Raw genomic sequence first — 18,842 nt, 5'->3', positions numbered from 1 at the left:
CGACTCACCGGCCGGGCTCGGTCCGGCGCGCGCGGAGGGCGTTCAGCAGGGCCGCACCCCGTTCCGCGTCGTCCACGCTCACCGCGAAGTCGGAACGCCGGCCCCGAGGGCGTACGACCAGACAGTCGCCGGCGCGGAGCATGACCGTGGTGCCGAGGCCGCTGAGGCGGTAACCCCAGCCGCCGACCTGGGAGGGCAGGCGCCGCTCGGCACGGGCGGATTCGAGGGCGTCCGGGGACCAGCGGCGGACGGGCCAGCCGAGGGGCCCGAAGGAGACCTCCAGGCCCGCCTCGGAGACCTTCGCCCGGACCGAGCAGGAGACGCCGCCCGCGAGAGCGACGGCGGTACCGCCCGCACACACCGGCCAGAGCGTCGCGGTGGGCGCCAGGCCCAGCAAAAGCCCCAGCGCCGCGCCGGCGGCGACGAGTCCGGCCACCGCCGACAGCGCCTGAAGCCAGGGGTTGGCCGTGCGGGAGAACCAGACCAGGCGCTCGTCCCGCTCCAGCTCCAGCTCTGGGGTCCCGGCCTCGGGCGTGGCAACGGTGGCGGTGGCCCGGACGGCCAGCCGCCAGGCGAGCGCCCCGGCCGCCGCGGCGAGGGCCAGGGTGACGGCGATCCACCAGAGCGGCTGGCGGGCCTGGTGCCAGTCGGCGCGGTCGAGGTTCGCCCGGACGACCGACAACTGGGTGCCGAGGAGGACGACACCCGTGGGTACGAGGACGATCGGCAGCCAGGAGCGGGACCCGGACCAGGAGCGGCGCCGGCGCACGCTCAGGACGAGGGCGAGTACCAGCCAGATCCCGGCCGGCAGCAGACAGGCCGCCCACAGCGGCAGCGAGCCGTCGGGTGCCGTGCCACCGCTCCAGTGGGTGGCGAGCCGGTCGGGGAGCCGGTCCCGCTGGAGCCAGGGGAGCCCGGCGATCAGCGCCGCTACGGCCACGGTGGCGACCACGCCTGCGCAGCGCGCGGCACGGCGCCGGCCGCGTCCTCCGTCGTGCCCGTCCGTCATGACGACTCCCGGATCATGTCGATGAGATCGGTCCGGCTGTATCCCAGCCGGGATGCCTCAGCCACCAGCTCCCGCACCTTGATCCGGAGGCCCGAGCGGGGGGCGGCGGCGCCCTCGGCGACGGTGATGCCCCGGCCCCGGCGGAACTCCAGCAGGCCCTCGTCGCGCAGTTCGCGCAGGCCGCGCAGGACGGTGTTGACGTTGAGGTCCAGGGCGGCGGAGATATCGCGGGCCGAGGGCAGGCGCTCGCCCGCACGGCATTCGCCCTCGGCGATGGCCCGCCGGACCGCCGCCGCGACCTGCTCGTGCAGGGGGCGGGTGTCGGTGGTGTCCAGACGCAGCAACATGGTGCTAATGAATCTAGCACCATTAACTTCATCGCGGCACCCCGCCGGGCCCACCGGCTGCGGGGCTCCACCGGCTCCGCAGGGCTTCCGGCCCCGTACAGCGGAGCGGGCCCGCCGCTGGGTGCGACGGGCCCGGTTCGCGCAGTGGGGTGCCGGCGAGCCGGCGTCAGTCGTCAGCCGAGCTTGGCGAAGCCGTAGTTGAGGAGCTTCGTGGCGTCCGACTCGCGATTGGGGATGGAGGTGGAGGACAGGACGGTGCCGATCACGGTCTTGCCGTGCCGGGTGGCGGCGAAGACCAGGCAGTAGCCGGCCTCGGGACCGGAGCCGGTCTTCACGCCGATGGTGCCGCTGTAGCTCTTGAGGAGCCCGTTGGTGTTGGTCCAGGGAGCCATCGTGCGGGTGCCGCCGGACTTGGTCTTCGTCTTGGCCGTGTACGACTTGGTCTTGACGATGGTGCGGAACGTGGCGTTCTTCATCGCGCTGCTGGCGATCTTCGTCAGGTCGCGCGGCGTCGAGTAGTTCTTGCCGTTGCCGATGCCGTCGAAGGAATCGAAGTGCGTGCTCTTCAGGCCGAGGCTCTTGGCGGCGCTGTTCATCTTGCCGATGAAATTCGACACGCGGGCGGCGCGCGTGGAGCCGGAGCCGTACTTGTCCGCGAGGGCGTAGGCGGCGTCGCAGCCGGACGGCAGCATCAGGCCGTACAGCAGCTGACGGACGGTCACCTTGTCGCCCACGATCAGGTGAGCCTGGGAGGCGTTGTTCTTGACGACGTAGTCGCTGTACGCCTTCTGGATCGTCACCGTGGAGTTGAGGTTCAGGTTCTTCTGCGCCAGCACGACCTTGGCCGTCATGATCTTGGTCGTGGAACCGGTGGACCGCTTGGTGTCCGCGGCCTTGGTGTAGAGCGTCGAGCCGGTCGCGTTGTTCATCACGTAGCCGCCCTTGGCCACGATCGAGGGCGCGGTGACGGCCTGTGCGGGCGCCGCGGTGAGGGCGCCGGTGGCGATCAGCGCACCGGAGGTGATCGCCACGGCGGTGGCTCGGCGGAGGCGGATGCCCATGATGCCGGTAATCAAAGTGAATTCCCCGATTGTCTGGAATGCCCCTGGATGCGGCCGAGTTGAGGTGCTCAAGAGAGAAAGGCCGCATCTGTCAGACACGTAGGTAGCACAGAAGGTTGTGCGGCCATTCGAGGGAGGGGGTGCCGTGTCCGCATGTTGGACGCCGGAGCGCGTTGCGTACCTGTTGTATCTATCCTGTAGGCATGAAGACGGCCGTCCCGCATTCCGCCCCGCCCGCCAAGCAGCCGCCCGCCGCCGACCGCGTGTACGCCCACGTCAAACAGAGCGTTCTCGACCGGAGCTACGAGGGCGGCACCCTGCTCACCGAAGGCGAGCTGGCCGAGGCCGTGGGGGTGTCGCGCACACCCGTGCGGGAAGCCCTGCTGCGGCTGGAGGTCGAGGGTCTGATCCGGCTCTATCCCAAGAAGGGCGCCCTGGTCCTGCCCGTCTCCGCGCAGGAGATCTCCGACGTGGTGGAGACCCGGCTGCTGGTGGAGGAGCACGCCGCGCGCAAGGCCGTACCCGCCCCGCCGGGCCTGGTGGAGCGGCTGGCCGAGCTGCTGGAGCGGCAGAAGGCGCAGGTCGCCGCCGGGGAGCTGGCCGAGGCCGCGGTGACCGACCGCTGCTTCCACGCCGAGATCGTCCGCAGCGGGGGCAACGAGATCCTGGCGCGCCTCTACGACCAGCTGCGCGACCGCCAGCTGCGGATGGGCGTCGCCGTCATGTACTCCCACCCCGACCGGGTGGCCACGACGCTCGCCGAGCACGAGGAGATCCTCCAGGCGCTGCGGGCCGGGGACGCGGAGGCGGCCGTCGGGGTCGTGCACCGGCATGTGAGCCGGGTCTCGCTTCTCGCGCGAGGTGAGGTCCGATGAGCAAGCTCACCCTTCCGGGTGACCCGCCGGGCGGCGCCCGGGCCGTCGGCGTGTGGTCCATAGGCGTCGCGGTCTACTTCGTCGCCGTCATCTTCCGTACCTCGCTGGGCGTGGCGGGCCTCGACGCGGCCGACCGCTTCCATGTGAACGCCTCGGCGCTGTCCACCTTCTCCATACTCCAGCTGCTGGTCTACGCCGGCATGCAGATACCCGTCGGCCTGATGGTCGACCGCCTCGGTACCAAGAAGGTGCTGACCCTGGGCGCCGTCCTGTTCACGATCGGGCAGCTGGGCTTCGCCTTCTCGCCGTCCTACGGCACCGCGCTCGCCTCGCGGGCGCTGCTGGGCTGCGGTGACGCGATGACGTTCATCAGCGTGCTGCGGCTGGGCACCCGCTGGTTCCCGGCCCGGCGCGGACCGATGGTCGCGCAGCTCGCGGCCCTGGTCGGCATGGCGGGCAACCTCGTCTCCACCCTCGTCCTGGCCCGGCTGCTGCACAGCATCGGCTGGACGCAGGCGTTCGCCGGCAGCGCGCTGGCCGGCGGGGTCGTCCTCGTACTGACCCTGCTGTTCCTGAAGGACCACCCCGAAGGGCACGAGCCCGCGCCGTCCCGGCACCCGGGTTCCGCCTCCGTTCGCCGGCAGATCGCCGAGGCGTGGCGGGAGCCCGGCACCCGGCTCGGCATGTGGGTGCACTTCACCACCCAGTTCCCGGCGATGGTCTTCCTGCTGCTGTGGGGCCTGCCGTTCCTGGTCGAGGCGGAGGGGCTCAGCCGGGCCACGGCCGGTGAGCTGCTGACCCTCGTGGTGCTGTCCAACATGGTGGTGGGACTGGTCTACGGTCAGGTCATCGCCCGGCACCACGCCGCGCGGCTGCCGCTCGCGCTGTGCACGGTGGCGGCGACCGCGCTGCTGTGGGCGGCGACGCTGGCCTACCCCGCCCCGCACGCGCCGATGTGGCTGCTGATCTTCCTGTGCGCGGTGCTCGGCGCCTGCGGACCCGCCTCGATGATCGGGTTCGACTTCGCCCGCCCGGCCAACCCGCCCGAGCGTCAGGGCACCGCCTCCGGCATCACCAACATGGGTGGTTTCATCGCCTCGATGACCACACTGCTCGCGATCGGCGTGCTGCTGGACGCGACGGGCGACGACTACCAGGTGGCGTTCAGCGCGGTGTTCGTTCTCCAGGCGCTCGGCCTCAGCCAGATCCTGCGCCTGCGCGCCCGCGCCGCCCGCCGCGAACGGGAACGGCTGGTGGCCAGCCGGGTGGAAACGGTGCACGTACCGGCGTGAGCCCGGCCGCCCGTCTCAGCGCAGGTCCGGTACGAGGGTGAGGTACGCGATGCCGAGGACACCCCGGTAGCTCATCCACTGGGCGCGGTGCCGGTCCAGACGCGCGCGGGTCTCGGGTGCCAGCGGGTGGTCCGGGTTGCCGGCGAGCCAGACCTCCAGGTCCGCCTGGTAGCCCGACTCGAACTCCTCCCACTCCTCGGCGCTCGCCGTCTCGGTCCACTCCGGGCGGAAGCCGGCCCCGACCGCGAGGTCGAGCAGCGTACCGAGGTCGTCGTGGTCGTCGGGGGCGGCGCCCGGCCACATGCCGGACAGCTCGGCCTCCGTGGGCGGCCGCTGCCAGAAACCCTCGCCGACCAGCACCCGGCCCCGGTCGGTCACCAGGCGCCGCAGCGCGCGCAGGGCCTCGGCGATCGGCGGCTCGGCCTCGCTGAGGGCCTGGGTCGCGCCGAGACAGAGCACCAGGTCGGCCGGGCCCCGCTCGGTGCCCACGGCGGACTCCTCGGCGAACTCCACCCGGTGGCCGAGCCCGCGTTCCTCGGCGTTCCTCCGGGCGCGGGCGAGATCCTGGGCGTTCAGGTCGACGCCGGTTCCCGTGGCGTCGGGTACGGCGTCCAGCACCCGGAGCAGCAACTCGGCCCAGCCGCAGCCGATGTCCAGCACGGCGCGGGGGCGGTTCGCCGCGAGCCGCCGGACCATGGCGGTCACGCGGGCTTCGGAGAGGGGGCCGTGGAAGGTGAGCCGGGTGAGCCGGGGCAGGTCGGCGGTCATGTCGGGCAACGCTAGAAGGTCGCCCCGGCCGCGACCACCGAATTGCCGGTGCCCTGAATTCCCCTCGGGGGAAAGGGCGGTACGGCATCACAGGTTCGACGGCATCATCAGGGCGTCACGGCGCCACAGGGCCGTGACGTCATGGCGTCACGACGTCACGGCGTCACCGCGAAGTTGCGCAGGATGGCCGCCGCCAGGTCCTGGTCGCCGTCCGTCTTGACGCGGTCGGCCACCGCCTCGGGGGTCACCCGGCCGCAGGCCAGCCGGACGTAGGTCTCCCAGTCGAGGGCGAGGGAGGCCACCGGGCCGAGCGCCGGTGCGGTCTCCAGGGTGCCGCGGCCCTGGATGTCGACGCGGATGGTGCGCAGGAACTCCACGGGGCCGTGCACATCGAAGACGACGGCCGAACTGCGCGGTGCGTCCGCGTTCTTCGCGACGATCCTCGGCAGCGCCTCCAGCAGGAGGTCCCGCGTGACGTACGCGCCGGGCGAGTCGAGGTTGCCGGGGCGGCCGAGGGCCGTGCGCAGATCCTGCTCGTGCACCCAGACGTCGAAGGCCCGCATCCGGTAGGCGTGTTCGAGGGTGATCTCGGTGCCCAGCGGCCCACGCACCATGTGCTCCGGCCCGCGGTTCTCGTTGCGCATCTGGCGATTGCGGCGGATGACGGTGTACTCCAGTTCGGCCGTCATCTCCGGCGCGGTGTGGTGGCGGCGGACGTCGACCTGCATCTCCATGTAGCGCTGGTGCTCGTTGGTGACGTGGAAGAGGTCGCGCGGCAGGGAGTGGATGGGGCGCGGGTCGCCCAGCAGCTCGCAGTCCAGGCCGATGACGTGCGAGACGACATCGCGTACCGACCATCCGGGGCACGGTGTCCGCCGGTTCCACTCGGACTCGGCCAGTGGCTGCACCATCTCGGATATCGCGTCGACGGAGTGCGTCCAGGCGTCGGCGTAGGGCTGGAGGGTGGGATGCAGACTCACGGAACGGGACCCCTCGGCGGTCGGTACACGGGCAGGTTGCGGCGGCGGTGCCAGCGGGCGGCGGCTGCACGTCGGCGGGTGTCTGGGAAGCTAAGTTACGCTGCTGGCAGGCACCCCGGCAGTGCTTTCGCGTGACGATCGTAGGCCCGTATGGACGACTCGAATGCCAGGACGGTGGTAGTGTGCGCGCCTCTCTGATCCAGATCGCCGTCGACGAGGGCGAATCGCCCGCCTCGCGCAGACAGCGCGCGGCCGCGCTGGTCCGGGCCCAGGCCGGGGCCGATCTGGTGGTGCTGCCCGAGCTGTGGACCACCGGCGCATTCGCCTACGAGGACTTCGGCCGCGAGGCGGAGCCGCTCGACGGGCCGACCTGCGAGACGATGGCCAAGGCGGCGGCCGACGCGGGCGTGTGGCTGCACGCCGGGTCGATCCCCGAGCGCGCGGCGTCCGCCGACAGCACCGGGCCGGACGACGGGACCCTCTACAACACCTCCCTCGTCTTCTCCCCCTCCGGTGAACTGGCCGCCGCCTACCGCAAGATCCACCGCTTCGGCTTCGATCAGGGCGAGGCCGTGCTGATGGGCGCGGGGCGGGAGCCGGTGACGGTCCCGCTGCCCGGCACCACGCTCGGCCTCGGCACCTGCTACGACCTGCGCTTCCCGGAACTCTTCCGTGCCCTGGTCGACGCCGGCGCCGAGGTGCTGGTGCTCCCGGCCGGCTGGCCCGAACGGCGGCGCGCGCACTGGACGCTGCTGGCACAGGCGCGGGCGGTGGAGAACCAGGCGTTCGTGCTCGCCTGCGGAACGGCCGGGACGCACGCGGGAGTTCCCCAGGCGGGTCACTCGATCGTGGTGGACCCCTGGGGCGAGGTGCTGGCCGAGGCCGGCGCCGGCGAGGAGGTCCTCACGGTCGACTTCGACCCGGCGAAGGTGGCGGCGACGCGCGAGCAGTTCCCCGCGCTGAAGGACCGCGTCCTGGGACTGGCCCCACCCCGTCGCTAGCGGAAGCCGCGCACGGCCGACGACCGCGCACCCGGACGTACGGGACATGTCGCCGACCGCCCACGCGCCGCGGGCCGCCCGCGCCCCGGCACCTCAGCCGCCCCCGTACGCCCGCTCCCGCCCTCAGTCCCCCTCCCGCTCCTTCTCCGCGAGATGGATCACGCACACGGCGACCGCGATGAGCAGTGCCGGGTCCGCGTCCTCGCGGACGATGTCCACGCCGTAGGTCTCCCGCAGGTGCATCCAGCGCCGGGAGATCACGGCCAGCACCTCGCCGTCGTACTCGACCACGAACTCGCGGTCGAGGATCTTGCCGCTGACGTCCAGTTCGGAGCCCTCGGCGAGTGCCACGCGGTAGTGGTTGCGCAGCAGGGACAGCCGCTTGCGCCGGATGGTGGCCAGGCCCTCGCCGTCCCGTTCGATCACCATCGTGTCGCGCAGGGCGAACATCTTCTGGTGGATGTCGATCAGGACCCGGCCCTGGGCGTCCTTGAGCTCGAAGGTGTCCCGCAGCCGCATGGCCTTGCCGTCGACCAGGAACACCTTGCGGCCGTGCTCGTCCTCGATCCAATAGTCTTCGCCGATGCCGAGGAGCCGGTCGCGTACCAGGAATCTCATGCCCTGAGCCTTTCCCAGTTCCGGGGATTTCATCACGGCGGGCGCGGGAGGATCCGCCGTGCGCGGACCGCTTTTCCACAGGCGTAACGGGCGGGTCGTCCAGGGTTATCCACAGGCCGAGCGGGATGCCGGGGGCCGGTGGCACTCTTGGGCCATGACCGATTTCGCACCACCCCGACGCCCCCGCGTCCGTGCTCCCGAGCTGATCGGCAAGGGCGGCTGGCTGAACACGGGCGACCGCCAGTACACCCTGGCCGACCTGCGCGGCCGCATCGTCGTCCTGGACTTCTGGACCTTCTGCTGCATCAACTGCCTGCACGTCCTGGACGAGCTGCGGGAGCTGGAGCACCGGCACCCGGACACGGTGGTGGTGATCGGCGTGCACTCCCCCAAGTTCGCGCACGAGGCGGACCACACCGCGGTCGTGGACGCGGTGGAGCGGTACGGCGTCGAACACCCGGTGCTGGACGACCCCGAGCTGGCCACCTGGAAGCAGTACGCGGTGCGCGCCTGGCCCACGCTCGTGGTGATCGACCCGGAGGGATATGTCGTCGCCCAGCACGCGGGCGAGGGCCATGTGCACGCGATCGAGCGGCTGGTGACGGACCTGGAGGCCGAGCACGCGGCGAAGGGCACCCTGCGCCGCGGTGACGGCCCGTATGTCCCGCCGGAGCCCGAGCCGACGACGCTGCGCTTCCCGGGCAAGGCATTGGCGCTGCCCTCCGGGAATCTGCTGGTCAGCGACACCACCCGGCACCAGCTGGTGGAGCTCGCGCCGGACGGGGAAACGGTCGTACGGCGCATCGGCCAGGGCAGCCGCGGAGCGACCGACGGACCGGAGGGCCGCGCCCGGTTCCAGGAGCCGCAGGGGCTCGCCCTGCTGCCCGACGGCACCGTGGTGGTGGCGGACACCGTCAATCACGCCCTGCGCCGCTTCGACCCGGTCACGGGCCGCACCACGACCCTCGCGGGCACCGGGCACCAGTGGATGCAGGGCGCCGCCACCTCCGGACCGGCCCGCGAGGTGGACCTCTCCTCCCCCTGGGACGTCGCCTGGTGGCGGGGCAGGGTGTGGATCGCCATGGCGGGCGTCCACCAGCTGTGGACGTACGACCCCGAGGACGGCACCGTCGCCGTCGCGGCCGGCACCACCAACGAGGGTTTGGTCGACGGCCCCGCCGCCGAGGCGTGGTTCGCCCAGCCCTCCGGGCTCGCGGCCACCGACGACCGGCTGTGGCTCGCCGACTCCGAGACCAGCGCCCTGCGCTGGGTGGACCCCGACGGGGCGGTGCACACCGCGGTCGGCACCGGTCTGTTCGACTTCGGGCACCGGGACGGCGCGGCGGAACAGGCCCTGTTCCAGCACCCGTTGGGTGTCACCGCGCTGCCGGACGGCTCGGTCGCGGTCGCCGACACCTACAACCACGCGCTGCGCAGGTACGATCCCGCGACCGGCGAGGTGACCACGCTCGCCACGGATCTGCGCGAGCCCAGCGACGCGGTGCTGGTCGGTGAGGACATCGTGGTGGTGGAGTCGGCCCGGCACCGGCTGACCCGGCTGCGGCTGCCGGAGGAGGCGGTGCGCGTGGCGGCGGTGGCCCACCGCACCCAGCGCGCGGCCACCGAGGTCGCCCCCGGTCGGCTGCGGCTGGACGTCATCTTCCAGGCCCCGCCCGGCCAGAAGCTGGACACCCGGTACGGCCCCTCCACCCGTCTGCTGGTCTCCTCGACCCCGCCCGAGCTGCTGCTCGAGGGCGAGGGCGCGGGTTCCGACCTGAGCCGCGAGCTGGAGCTTGACGCGGCCGTTCGGGAAGGGGTGTTGCACATATCCGCGATGGCCGCCTCCTGCGACGACGACCCGGCCAACCAGTACCCCGCGTGCCACGTCCACCAGCAGGACTGGGGTGTCCCGGTCCGCCTTGCCGAGGGGGCGACGGACCGTCTGCCGCTCGTCCTGGCGGGCATGGACGAGCAGGAGAACGGGTCTCAGACGCCGTAGCCGTCGGTGTAGCCGTCAGTGGTGTGGTGGTGATGGTGGTGGGGTTCCTCCTCCACGATCGGCGTCGCCGGCGGTACGACGACCCGCCTGCGCCGGGCGATACCGCTGAACGTGGCGACGCCGATCAGTCCGACGGCCATCAGGATCAGGCCGACGACCGTGAGATTGACGCCGTGCATGTGCCAGTCGGTCGCGAACGTGAGTATGGCCCCCACGGCGATGAGGATGATGCATCCGCCGAGCCCCATGAGGCTTCGCCTCCCCTTTCGGTTCCGGAATCTCCGGTCACGTCCGGGTACCCTGCGCCGCCCCGCATAGCCCTGCGCGAGGCGGCCGTCCGAAAGGCGCCCCCGCGAGAGGCCGTTCGCGACCGGCCTCTCGCGGGATCGGCACCGGGATCGGGGGGACTAACCCTCCAGGAAGGCCGTCAGGGCGTTGGCGAGGAGGAACGGGTCGTCGGCGCCGCACAGTTCGCGGGCGCTGTGCATGGAGAGGATCGCCACGCCGATGTCGACCGTGCGGATGCCGTGCCGGGCCGCGGTGATCGGGCCGATGGTGGTGCCGCAGGGCATGGAGTTGTGGGAGACGAACGACTGGAAGGGGACACCGGCCTTCTCGCAGGCGGCGGTGAACACCGTGCGGCCCGAACCGTCCGTGGCGTAGCGGTTGTTGACGTTCACCTTGAGGATCGGTCCGCCGTTGACCCGCGGGTGGTGCGTCGGGTCGTGCCGTTCCGCGTAGTTGGGGTGCACGGCGTGACCGGTGTCGGAGGAGAGGCACACACTGCCGGCGAGGGCGCGGGCGCGGTCCTCGTAGGTGCCGCCGCGGGCGAACACCGAGCGCTCCAGGACGGAGCCGAGCAGCGGGCCGTCCGCGCCGGTGTCGGACTGCGAGCCGTTCTCCTCGTGGTCGAAGGCGGCCAGCACCGGGATGCGGGTGAGCGGGGCGCCGGACGTCACGGCGGCGGCCAGCGCGGCGGCGCCCGCGTGCACGGACAGCAGGTTGTCCATGCGCGGCCCGGCGACCAGTTCGCGGTCCCGGCCGAGGTAGGCCGGCGGTTCCACCGGGTGGGTCATCAGGTCCCAGCCGGCCACCGAGTGCGGCTCCAGGCCGGCCTCCTGCTCCAGGAAGGAGATCAGATCGCCGTCGAGCACCTCGTCGCCGAGGCCCCACACGGGCTGGAGGTGGCGCTGTTTGTCCAGCTTGAGGCCCTCGCTGCTGACCGAGCGGTCCAGGTGGATGGCGAGCTGCGGCACCCGCAGCAGCGGCCGGTCCACGTCGACCAGGACGCTGGAGCCGTCGCGCAGGGTCAGCCGGCCGGCCAGGCCCAGGTCGCGGTCGAGCCAGGAGTTCATCAGCGGGCCGCCGTAGACCTCCACGGCGACCTGTCGCCAGCCGTGCGCTCCGCTGTCCGGGCGCGGCTTGATCCGCAGGTTCGGGGAGTCGGTGTGCGCGCCGATGATGTGGAACGGCGTGTGCGGCGCGGCGCCCTCGGGGACGTACCAGGCGATGATCGCGCCGCCGCGCAGTACGTACCGGCCGCCGCTGGTGCCGTCCCAGGCGTCCGTCTCGGCGACCTGCCTGAATCCGGCCTTCTCCAGCCGCTCGGCGACGTTCGTCACGGCGTGGTACGGCGACGGGCCGGCCGCCAGGAAGGTCATCAGGTCGTCGGTGTGGCCGCGGTCGAAGCGGACGGGTGCGCTCATGGGATTCACCTTAACGACGGGCACGGGCCCACTCCCGGTAAGGGGAGCGGGCCCGTGCACGGAAACGGCGGGGACGTCCGGAACGTCCGGGAGCGGCGCCGCGCGACGGCGCCGGTCCGGGTCCTAGAACGCGGCCTCGTCCAGCTCCATCAGGTCCAGCTCGACGCCCGAGGCGACCTTGCGGGCGAGGGTGACGCCCGGCAGGACGTTCGCCGCGAAGAACCTCGCCGCGGCGATCTTGCCGGTGTAGAACGCCTTGTCCTTCGCGGAGGCCGTGGCGAGCTTCTCGGCGGCGATGGCGGCACCCTTGAGCAGCAGGTAGCCGACGATGACGTCGCCGGAGGCGAGCAGCAGGCGGGTGGTGTTCAGGCCGACCTTGTAGATGTTCTTGGCGTCGTCCTGGGTGGCGGCCAGATCGGTCAGCATCAGGCCGACGATCGCCTCCAGCTCCACGGCGGCCTTGGCCAGGTGCTCGCGGGCGCCGGCCAGCTCCTCGCCGCCGGTGCCGAGCGCCAGGAACTTCTTGATGTCCTCGGCGAGCGAGTTCAGCGCGGCGCCCTGGTTGCGGACGATCTTGCGGAAGAAGAAGTCCTGGCCCTGGATCGCGGTGGTGCCCTCGTAGAGGGTGTCGATCTTGGAGTCCCGGATGTACTGCTCGATCGGGTACTCCTGGAGGAAGCCGGAGCCGCCGAAGGTCTGGAGCGACTGGGCCAGCTGCTCGTAGGCCTTCTCGGAGCCGTAGCCCTTGACGACGGGCAGCAGCAGGTCGTTGAGGGCGTGCTCGGTGGAGGCGTCCTCGCCGTTCGCCTCCTTGATCTGGATCGCGTCCTGGATCGAGGCGGTGTACATCACCAGGGCGCGCATGCCCTCCGCGTACGCCTTCTGCGTCATCAGCGAGCGGCGCACGTCGGGGTGGTGGGTGATGGTGACCTTGGGCGCGGCCTTGTCCATGAAGTTGGCCAGGTCCGGACCCTGGACGCGCTCCTTGGCGTACTCCAGGGCGTTCAGGTAGCCGGTGGACAGCGTGGAGATCGCCTTCGTGCCGACCATCATGCGGGCGAACTCGATGATGCGGAACATCTGGCGGATGCCGTCGTGCTTGTCACCGATCAGCCAGCCCTTGGCGGGGTGCCGGTCGCCGAAGGTCATCTCGCAGGTGTTGGAGGCCTTCAGGCCCATCTTGTGCTCGACGTTGGTGGCGTAGACGCCGTTGCGCTCGCCCAGCTCGCCGGTCTCGAAGTCGAACAGGTACTTCGGCACCAGGAAGAGGGACAGGCCCTTGGTGCCGGGACCGGCGCCCTCGGGACGCGCGAGCACGTAGTGGAGGATGTTCTCCGACATGTCGTGCTCACCGGAGGTGATGAAGCGCTTCACGCCCTCGATGTGCCAGGAGCCGTCCTCCTGCTGGACCGCCTTGGTGCGGCCGGCGCCCACGTCGGAGCCCGCGTCGGGCTCGGTGAGCACCATCGTGGAGCCCCACTGCTTCTCCACGGCGATCGAGGCGATGTGCTTCTGGACCTCGTTGCCCTCCTCGAAGAGGATGCCGGCGAACGCCGGGCCGGAGGAGTACATCCACACGGCCGGGTTGGCGCCCAGGATCAGCTCGGCGTAGGCCCAGATCAGGGAGCGCGGCGAGGTGGTGCCGCCGATCTCCTCGGGCAGGCCGAGGCGCCAGTACTCGGACTCCATGAAGGCCTGGTAGCTCTTCTTGAAGGAGGCCGGGACCGGCGCGGTGTTGGTCTCCGGGTCGAAGACCGGCGGGTTGCGGTCGGCGTCGGCGAAGGACTCGGCCAGCTCGTTCTCCGAGAGGCGGGTCATCTCCTCCAGGATGCTCTTGGCGGTCTCGACGTCCATCTCCTCGAACGGGCCGGTGCCGTACACCTTGTCGCGCCCGAGTACTTCGAAGAGGTTGAACTCGATGTCGCGGAGATTCGACTTGTAGTGCCCCATGGCGACGGCTCCGTTGAGGGATCGGCGAGGCACTGACTCCTCGCAGCTGTTTCACGTACCAATAAGTAGCTACGATGATGCTACCCGCCGGTAATAAGACGCAACCCCAGTCCGGCCAAGTGTGAGATGGGTCTACTCCGGTAGGCCGTTCGGGTCCATCCCTGCGGCGGCGCGGATCTCGGTACGCTTGCGCCCATGTACGGATACGGCCAGCCCATGGACGGCGGCGCCGCGCAGCAGCAGTACACGTCGGGGCAGCAGCAGATGGCGGGCGGGGCCGGCGGATACGGCCAGCAGCCGCCGCTCTATCCGGAGCCGTCCCCGCCCTCGCTCGCGGACGCCGTGCGCGCGTTCACCACCGGTCAGATGTCCCCCGAGGACTTCCAGCAGATCTTCGCCACGTCGAAGGTGTACTGCCCGCGCGGTGACACCCCCGGCTTCCTCGCCCTGCACAACACCCAGCAGCCGGTGATCCCGATGTTCACCTCGCTCAAGGAGCTGCGGCGGTACGCGGGCAAGGAGTCCAAGTACTTCGTGATCACCGGCGCGGAGGTGATCGACCTGCTGCCGACCGGCTACGGCTTCGTCCTGGACATGGAGGGCGAGCACCGGATGGTGTTCGACGCGAAGGCGGTCGAGCAGATGGTCGATTACGCGATGCGCCGCATGTACGGCTGATCGGCCGAGAGATGCCGTTGCGCGGGCCCGGAGGGAATTCCTTCCGGGCCCGCTCTGTTGTGGGTGGCAAGAAGTTCAACGCTCAACTAAAGTGAGCGTCCGAAGGAGGCCACCATGCCCGCAGTGACCGTCGAGAACCCGTTGACGCTGCCCCGTGTGACCGCCCCCGCCGACGCGGTGGCGCGCAAGGTCCTCACCGTCACCACCGCGCCGAGCGGCTACGAGGGTGAGGGCTTCCCGGTGCGCCGGGCGTTCGCGGGGATCAATTACCGCCATCTCGACCCGTTCATCATGATGGACCAGATGGGCGAGGTGGAGTACGCGCCGGGCGAGCCCAAGGGCACCCCCTGGCATCCGCACCGCGGCTTCGAGACCGTCACCTACATCATCGACGGGATCTTCGACCACCAGGACAGCCACGGCGGCGGCGGCACCATCACCGACGGCGACACCCAGTGGATGACCGCGGGCGCCGGGCTGCTGCACATCGAGGCGCCGCCGGAGCACCTCGTCGTCTCGGGCGGCCTCTTCCACGGGCTCCAGCTGTGGGTGAACCTCCCGGCCAGGGACAAGATGATGGCCCCGCGCTACCAGGACATCCGGGCCCGCAGTGTCCAGCTGCTGACCTCGCCGGACGGTGGCGCGCTGCTGCGGGTGATCGCCGGCGAGCTGGACGGACACGAGGGCCCCGGCATCACGCACACCCCGATCACCATGGTCCACGCGACGCTCGCGCCGGGCGCCGAGATCACGCTGCCCTGGCGGGAGGACTTCAACGGGCTCGCGTACGTGCTGGCCGGCCGCGGCAGCGCCGGTGCCGAGCGCCGGCCCGTCCACACGGGCCAGACGGCCGTCTTCGGCGCCGGGTCCTCGCTGACCGTGCGCGCGGACGAGCGGCAGGACGGCAACACGCCGGACCTGGAGGTCGTCCTCCTCGGCGGCCGTCCGATCCGCGAGCCGATGGCCCACTACGGCCCGTTCGTCATGAACACCAAGGACGAACTGATGCAGGCATTCGAGGACTTCCAGAAGGGCCGCCTGGGCACCGTCCCGGCCGTCCACGGCATGACCGACGAGGGTCCCGAGGCCTGACCCGCCCGGAACGGGGTGCCCTTGTGGCAGGCGAAGCCCGCGGGGGCGCCCCTGAGGCCGGACGGCACTCACCCGCCCGGACCCGCGGGGCGGGACACCCGGCGGCCGGCGTGATCGGCTGGAGGCGTGCCTCTGTTGCCCGAGCCCGTCAGGCGGTTCGCCGCGTGGTGCGCCGTGCTGCTGCTGGCCGCCGGGGTCGGATGGGTCGCGGTGCGGCTGTGCGGGGAGTTCCGTACGGCCGTCACCGCGGTGCTGCTCGCCCTCCTCGGCACCGCCCTGCTCGCCCCGCTCCACCGCCGCCTGGTGCGGGCCGGCGTCCAGCGCTCGGTGTCGGCCGGGCTGACCTGCGCGGCGGTGGTGGCCGTCGTCGGCGGCGCCGTGTACATCGTCGTCGCCGCCCTCGTGGACAGCGGCGACGAGATCATGACCTCCCTGCGCAACGCCGCCAAGAGCGTCTCCCGGCACTTCGGGGCCGCCGGAACCGGCCTGGACGACCTCACCACCAACTCCGGGGAACTGCTGCGCCGTTTCGGCGGCACCGCCGTGTCCAACGTGATCAGCGGGGTGAGCGTCGTCGGCGAGAGCATCGCCCTGGCCGTCCTCGCCCTCGTCCTGGTCTTCTTCTTCCTGCGCGACTCCCACCTGGTGACCGGCGCCCTGCGCTCCCTCGCGCCGCAGGGCGCCGCCGACACCATGGAGGCCGTCGCGCGGCGCGCCTACCAGGCGGTCGAGGGATTCATGCGCGGCACCACCCTGATCGCCCTGATCGACGCCGCCTGCATCACCGTCGGCCTGCTGGTCCTCCGGGTGCCCGGCGCCCTCGGGCTCGGGGCGCTGGTCTTCGTCGGCGCCTACATCCCCTACCTCGGCGCGTTCATCTCCGGCGCGGTCTCGGTGCTCGTCGCCCTCGCCGACCGGGGCTTCGTCATCGCGCTGTGGACGCTCGGGGTGGTGCTCGCCGTGCAGGTGCTGGAGGGGCACGTGCTCCAGCCGGTGATCCAGAGCCGTACCGTGCAGATGCACCCCGCGGTGGTCATGGTCACCATCACGGCCGGCGCCTCCGTGGCCGGCATCCTCGGCATGCTCCTGGCCGTCCCGCTGACCGCGGCCGCCTTCGGCGTCGTACAGGAACTGCGCGACCGCTACCCGCCCGCACCCGCCGGGGACGCCCCGCCGTCCGGCTCCCCCGACCCCTCGTAGAGCTCGAACCAGATGCTCTTGCCCTCGCCCTGCGGGTCCACCCCCCAGGCCTGCGCCAGGAGTCCGATCAGCAGCAACCCGCGCCCGGAGGACGCCAGTTCGCCGGGCCGGCGCTTGTGCGGCAGGTCGTCGCCGCTGTCGAAGACCTCCACCCGCAGCCGCCGCCGGCCGTTCTCCCGGGAGACCTCCACCAGCAGCAGCGCGTCCGCGTCGGTGTGCACCAGCACGTTGGTGACCATCTCCGAGACCAGCAGCTCCGCCGAGTCGACCTGGTCGGGGCAGGCCCAGTCGTGCAGCACATCGCGCACATGCCGGCGTGCCACCGCGATCCGCTCGGGCTCGTCCTGGCCCACCGACAGCAGCATGCGCCGCATCCGCGGCCGTGCCGTCACGGTGTCGTCGCGTCCGCAGCCCGGCCCCGGACGGCACAGGAGCAGCAGCGCGATGTCGTCCTCGCGGCGGTCGGCCAGCGGCCCCGTCGTGTGGTGCGAGGACGGCCCGTGCACCCCCTGCACCAGCGCGTCGGCCAGCGCCTCCAGGTCGCCCTCGTGCTGCTCCAGGATCGCCCGCAGCCGCTGCCAGCCGCTGTCCAGGTCGTGCCCGCCGGTCTCGATCAGCCCGTCGGTGCACAGCATCAGCGTCTCTCCGGGCTGGAGCGCGAACCGGGTCGTCGGATAGTCCGCGTCCGGGTCGATGCCCAGCGGCAGCCCGCCCGCCGTCGGCCGCAGCATCACCGTGCCGTCCGCCATCCGGATCACCGGGTCCGGATGGCCCGCGCGGGCGATCTCCAGCCGCCCGCTCAGCGGGTCGACCGCCACGTACAGGCAGGTCGCGAAGCGCGGGTCGGAGATCTCCGCGCCCTGCGACATCCCGTGCAGGAAGCGGGAGGCGCGCGAGAGCACGGCGTCCGGGCGGTGCCCCTCGGAGGCGTAGGCGCGCAGCGCGATCCGCAGCTGCCCCATCAGCCCGGCCGCCCGCACATCGTGGCCCTGCACATCCCCGATGACCAGCGCGAACCGGCCGGCCGGCAGCGGGATCATGTCGTACCAGTCGCCGCCCACCTGGAGCCCGCCGCCGGTCGGGATGTAGCGGGCGGCGATCCGCACCCCCGGCACCTCCGGGCCCAGCGAGGGCAGCATCGAGCGCTGGAGGCCCTCGGTCAGCTCCCGCTCCGACTCGGCGGTCTCCGCACGGGACAGCGCCTGCGCGAGCATCCGGGCCACCGTCGTCAGCACCGCCCGCTCGTCCGGGGTGAACGCCACCGGATAGGCGAAGCCCGCCATCCAGGCGCCCATGGTGCGCCCGCCCACGGTCAGCGGCAGGAACGCCCACGAACTGCGCCCGAAGGGCCGGGCCAGCGGCCAGGTCACCGGGTAGCGCTCCCGGTACTCCTCCGGCGAGGAGAGGTACACCGCCCGCCCGGTGCGCACCACCTCGGCCGCCGGATAGTCCAGGGCCAGCGGCATGCTGGTGAACGGGCCCATCTCCTCGGACTCGTGCCCGTGGTGGCCGATCATCGTCAGCCGGTCGCCCTCCACCCCGAACACCACCAGGCCGTTCGGCGAGAACCCCGGCATCGACAGGCCCGCCGCGACCCGCAGCACCTCCGCGGTGGACCGCGCCTCGGCCAGCGCCCGGCCCGCGTCCAGCAGGAACGCCTCCCGCGAGCGCCGCCAGGGCCCCGTGACCGCGGTGCGGCCGCCCACCGGGTCGGGGCCGTCCGGACCCGGCTCGGCGACCTCCTGGAGGGTGCCGGTCAGGACATAGGCGCGCCGCCCGGCGTCGTACGACGGCTTCGAGCGGCTGCGGACGACGCGCAGGACGGTGCCCTCCTCGTCCATGATCCGCACCCGCACCTCGGCGAGCGTGCCCTCGGCGACCGCGCGCTGTACCACCGCGGTGATCTCATTCCAGTCGGCCGGATGCAGCCGGGCGCGGGTCTGCTCCTCGGTGAGGGTGGCCGGCGCCGCGGGCAGCCCGAGCAGCCGCGCCGCCTCCGCGTCCACGGTGACCAGCTTGTCCGCGGTGTCCCAGTGCCACAGCCCGGTCGCGAGGGCGGCGAGGACGTCTCCGACGGCCGGGAGCGGCTCACCTGTACGCATTGCCCTAATTTAAGGAGATGCGACCGGTGCGTGCCACCGTACGGCCGGGAAGGGGCCGGGCCGCGAATCACGGGGAGCCCATCTTGGGGCGGCCGGTACCCTTGGACCAGCCAGGGTCGGCAACCTTGGCGATCATCACTCGAAACCCACGAAGGACGATGAAC

Annotated in this window: 17 protein-coding genes; 7 read left to right on the top strand and 10 right to left on the bottom strand. The window is 71.8% G+C overall.

Annotation, left to right across the window (positions count from 1 at the left end; all coding sequences use genetic code 11):
- Positions 1 to 4: 4 nt before the first annotated feature.
- The 3 genes from ACE4Q9_RS16305 to ACE4Q9_RS16295 form a co-directional block, all read right to left on the bottom strand.
- Entirely contained in the window at positions 5 to 1,009 is a 1,005-nt protein-coding gene (locus tag ACE4Q9_RS16305; protein WP_397984958.1) for a DUF1648 domain-containing protein, read from the bottom strand.
- Positions 1,006 to 1,356 (bottom strand): GntR family transcriptional regulator, encoded by a 351-nt coding sequence (locus ACE4Q9_RS16300; RefSeq protein WP_397984957.1) that lies wholly within the window; start codon positions 1,354 to 1,356, stop codon positions 1,006 to 1,008. The genes ACE4Q9_RS16305 and ACE4Q9_RS16300 overlap by 4 nt, the downstream gene beginning before the upstream one ends.
- A 173-nt stretch (positions 1,357 to 1,529) precedes the next feature.
- Complete coding sequence (locus tag ACE4Q9_RS16295) at positions 1,530 to 2,432, bottom strand: D-alanyl-D-alanine carboxypeptidase family protein (RefSeq protein ID WP_397984956.1); 903 nt, start codon at positions 2,430 to 2,432, stop codon at positions 1,530 to 1,532.
- Between the two features lie 188 nt (positions 2,433 to 2,620).
- Here ACE4Q9_RS16295 and ACE4Q9_RS16290 point away from each other — a divergent pair, with 188 nt between their 5' ends.
- The gene (locus tag ACE4Q9_RS16290) at positions 2,621 to 3,292 is read left to right on the top strand and encodes a GntR family transcriptional regulator (protein WP_128790917.1); all 672 of its coding nucleotides are present in this window, start codon (positions 2,621 to 2,623) and stop codon (positions 3,290 to 3,292) included.
- Positions 3,289 to 4,584 carry a nitrate/nitrite transporter gene (locus tag ACE4Q9_RS16285; RefSeq protein WP_397984955.1) on the top strand — a complete coding sequence of 432 codons (1,296 nt, stop codon included), beginning with the start codon at positions 3,289 to 3,291 and terminating at the stop codon, positions 4,582 to 4,584. Before ACE4Q9_RS16290 ends, ACE4Q9_RS16285 begins: the two co-directional genes overlap by 4 nt.
- A gap of 15 nt (positions 4,585 to 4,599) precedes the next feature.
- On the opposite strand, the gene ACE4Q9_RS16280 is transcribed toward ACE4Q9_RS16285, so the two are convergent.
- Together ACE4Q9_RS16280 and ACE4Q9_RS16275 are read right to left on the bottom strand one after the other, a co-directional pair.
- Positions 4,600 to 5,352 (bottom strand): SAM-dependent methyltransferase, encoded by a 753-nt coding sequence (locus ACE4Q9_RS16280; protein ID WP_397984954.1) that lies wholly within the window; start codon positions 5,350 to 5,352, stop codon positions 4,600 to 4,602.
- Between the two features lie 155 nt (positions 5,353 to 5,507).
- On the bottom strand, positions 5,508 to 6,332 hold the full coding sequence (locus tag ACE4Q9_RS16275) for a maleylpyruvate isomerase family mycothiol-dependent enzyme (protein ID WP_397984953.1): 825 nt from the start codon (positions 6,330 to 6,332) through the stop codon (positions 5,508 to 5,510).
- 182 nt (positions 6,333 to 6,514) lie between these two features.
- Here ACE4Q9_RS16275 and ACE4Q9_RS16270 point away from each other — a divergent pair, with 182 nt between their 5' ends.
- Positions 6,515 to 7,333 carry a carbon-nitrogen family hydrolase gene (locus ACE4Q9_RS16270; protein ID WP_397984952.1) on the top strand — a complete coding sequence of 273 codons (819 nt, stop codon included), beginning with the start codon at positions 6,515 to 6,517 and terminating at the stop codon, positions 7,331 to 7,333.
- A gap of 123 nt (positions 7,334 to 7,456) precedes the next feature.
- Here the strand turns inward: ACE4Q9_RS16270 and ACE4Q9_RS16265 are convergent, their stop codons facing one another.
- The gene (locus ACE4Q9_RS16265) at positions 7,457 to 7,951 is read right to left on the bottom strand and encodes an LURP-one-related/scramblase family protein (RefSeq protein WP_397984951.1); all 495 of its coding nucleotides are present in this window, start codon (positions 7,949 to 7,951) and stop codon (positions 7,457 to 7,459) included.
- Between the two features lie 154 nt (positions 7,952 to 8,105).
- Here ACE4Q9_RS16265 and ACE4Q9_RS16260 point away from each other — a divergent pair, with 154 nt between their 5' ends.
- The gene (locus ACE4Q9_RS16260) at positions 8,106 to 9,950 is read left to right on the top strand and encodes an NHL domain-containing thioredoxin family protein (RefSeq protein ID WP_397984950.1); all 1,845 of its coding nucleotides are present in this window, start codon (positions 8,106 to 8,108) and stop codon (positions 9,948 to 9,950) included.
- Here the strand turns inward: ACE4Q9_RS16260 and ACE4Q9_RS16255 are convergent.
- From ACE4Q9_RS16255 to ACE4Q9_RS16245, 3 genes are all read right to left on the bottom strand, one after another.
- The gene (locus ACE4Q9_RS16255; protein WP_397984949.1) at positions 9,938 to 10,198 is read right to left on the bottom strand and encodes a DUF6458 family protein; all 261 of its coding nucleotides are present in this window, start codon (positions 10,196 to 10,198) and stop codon (positions 9,938 to 9,940) included. The two genes, ACE4Q9_RS16260 and ACE4Q9_RS16255, sit on opposite strands and share 13 nt — an antisense overlap.
- Before the next feature lie 159 nt (positions 10,199 to 10,357).
- The gene (locus tag ACE4Q9_RS16250) at positions 10,358 to 11,656 is read right to left on the bottom strand and encodes a M18 family aminopeptidase (protein WP_397984948.1); all 1,299 of its coding nucleotides are present in this window, start codon (positions 11,654 to 11,656) and stop codon (positions 10,358 to 10,360) included.
- A 123-nt stretch (positions 11,657 to 11,779) separates the two neighbouring features.
- Positions 11,780 to 13,606, bottom strand: a complete 1,827-nt coding sequence (locus tag ACE4Q9_RS16245; protein ID WP_397987237.1) for an acyl-CoA dehydrogenase — start codon at positions 13,604 to 13,606, stop codon at positions 11,780 to 11,782.
- A gap of 195 nt (positions 13,607 to 13,801) precedes the next feature.
- Between ACE4Q9_RS16245 and ACE4Q9_RS16240 the strand changes: the two genes are divergently transcribed.
- The 3 genes from ACE4Q9_RS16240 (at position 13,802) to ACE4Q9_RS16230 (ending at position 16,576) form a co-directional block, all read left to right on the top strand.
- Positions 13,802 to 14,284 carry an SseB family protein gene (locus ACE4Q9_RS16240; RefSeq protein WP_071828465.1) on the top strand — a complete coding sequence of 161 codons (483 nt, stop codon included), beginning with the start codon at positions 13,802 to 13,804 and terminating at the stop codon, positions 14,282 to 14,284.
- Between the two features lie 114 nt (positions 14,285 to 14,398).
- Positions 14,399 to 15,376 (top strand): pirin family protein, encoded by a 978-nt coding sequence (locus tag ACE4Q9_RS16235; protein WP_397984947.1) that lies wholly within the window; start codon positions 14,399 to 14,401, stop codon positions 15,374 to 15,376.
- Between the two features lie 126 nt (positions 15,377 to 15,502).
- Entirely contained in the window at positions 15,503 to 16,576 is a 1,074-nt protein-coding gene (locus ACE4Q9_RS16230; protein ID WP_397984946.1) for an AI-2E family transporter, read from the top strand.
- Here the strand turns inward: ACE4Q9_RS16230 and ACE4Q9_RS16225 are convergent.
- On the bottom strand, positions 16,519 to 18,678 hold the full coding sequence (locus ACE4Q9_RS16225; protein ID WP_397984945.1) for a SpoIIE family protein phosphatase: 2,160 nt from the start codon (positions 18,676 to 18,678) through the stop codon (positions 16,519 to 16,521). The two genes, ACE4Q9_RS16230 and ACE4Q9_RS16225, sit on opposite strands and share 58 nt — an antisense overlap.
- Between the last annotated feature and the right edge of the window lie 164 nt (positions 18,679 to 18,842).

The sequence above is a fragment of the Streptomyces sp. AM6-12 genome, assembly GCF_044327085.1.
Taxonomy (GTDB): domain Bacteria; phylum Actinomycetota; class Actinomycetes; order Streptomycetales; family Streptomycetaceae; genus Streptomyces.
The sequence above is the reverse complement of the archived record's forward strand: the minus strand, read 5'-3'. Positions and strand labels throughout refer to the sequence as shown.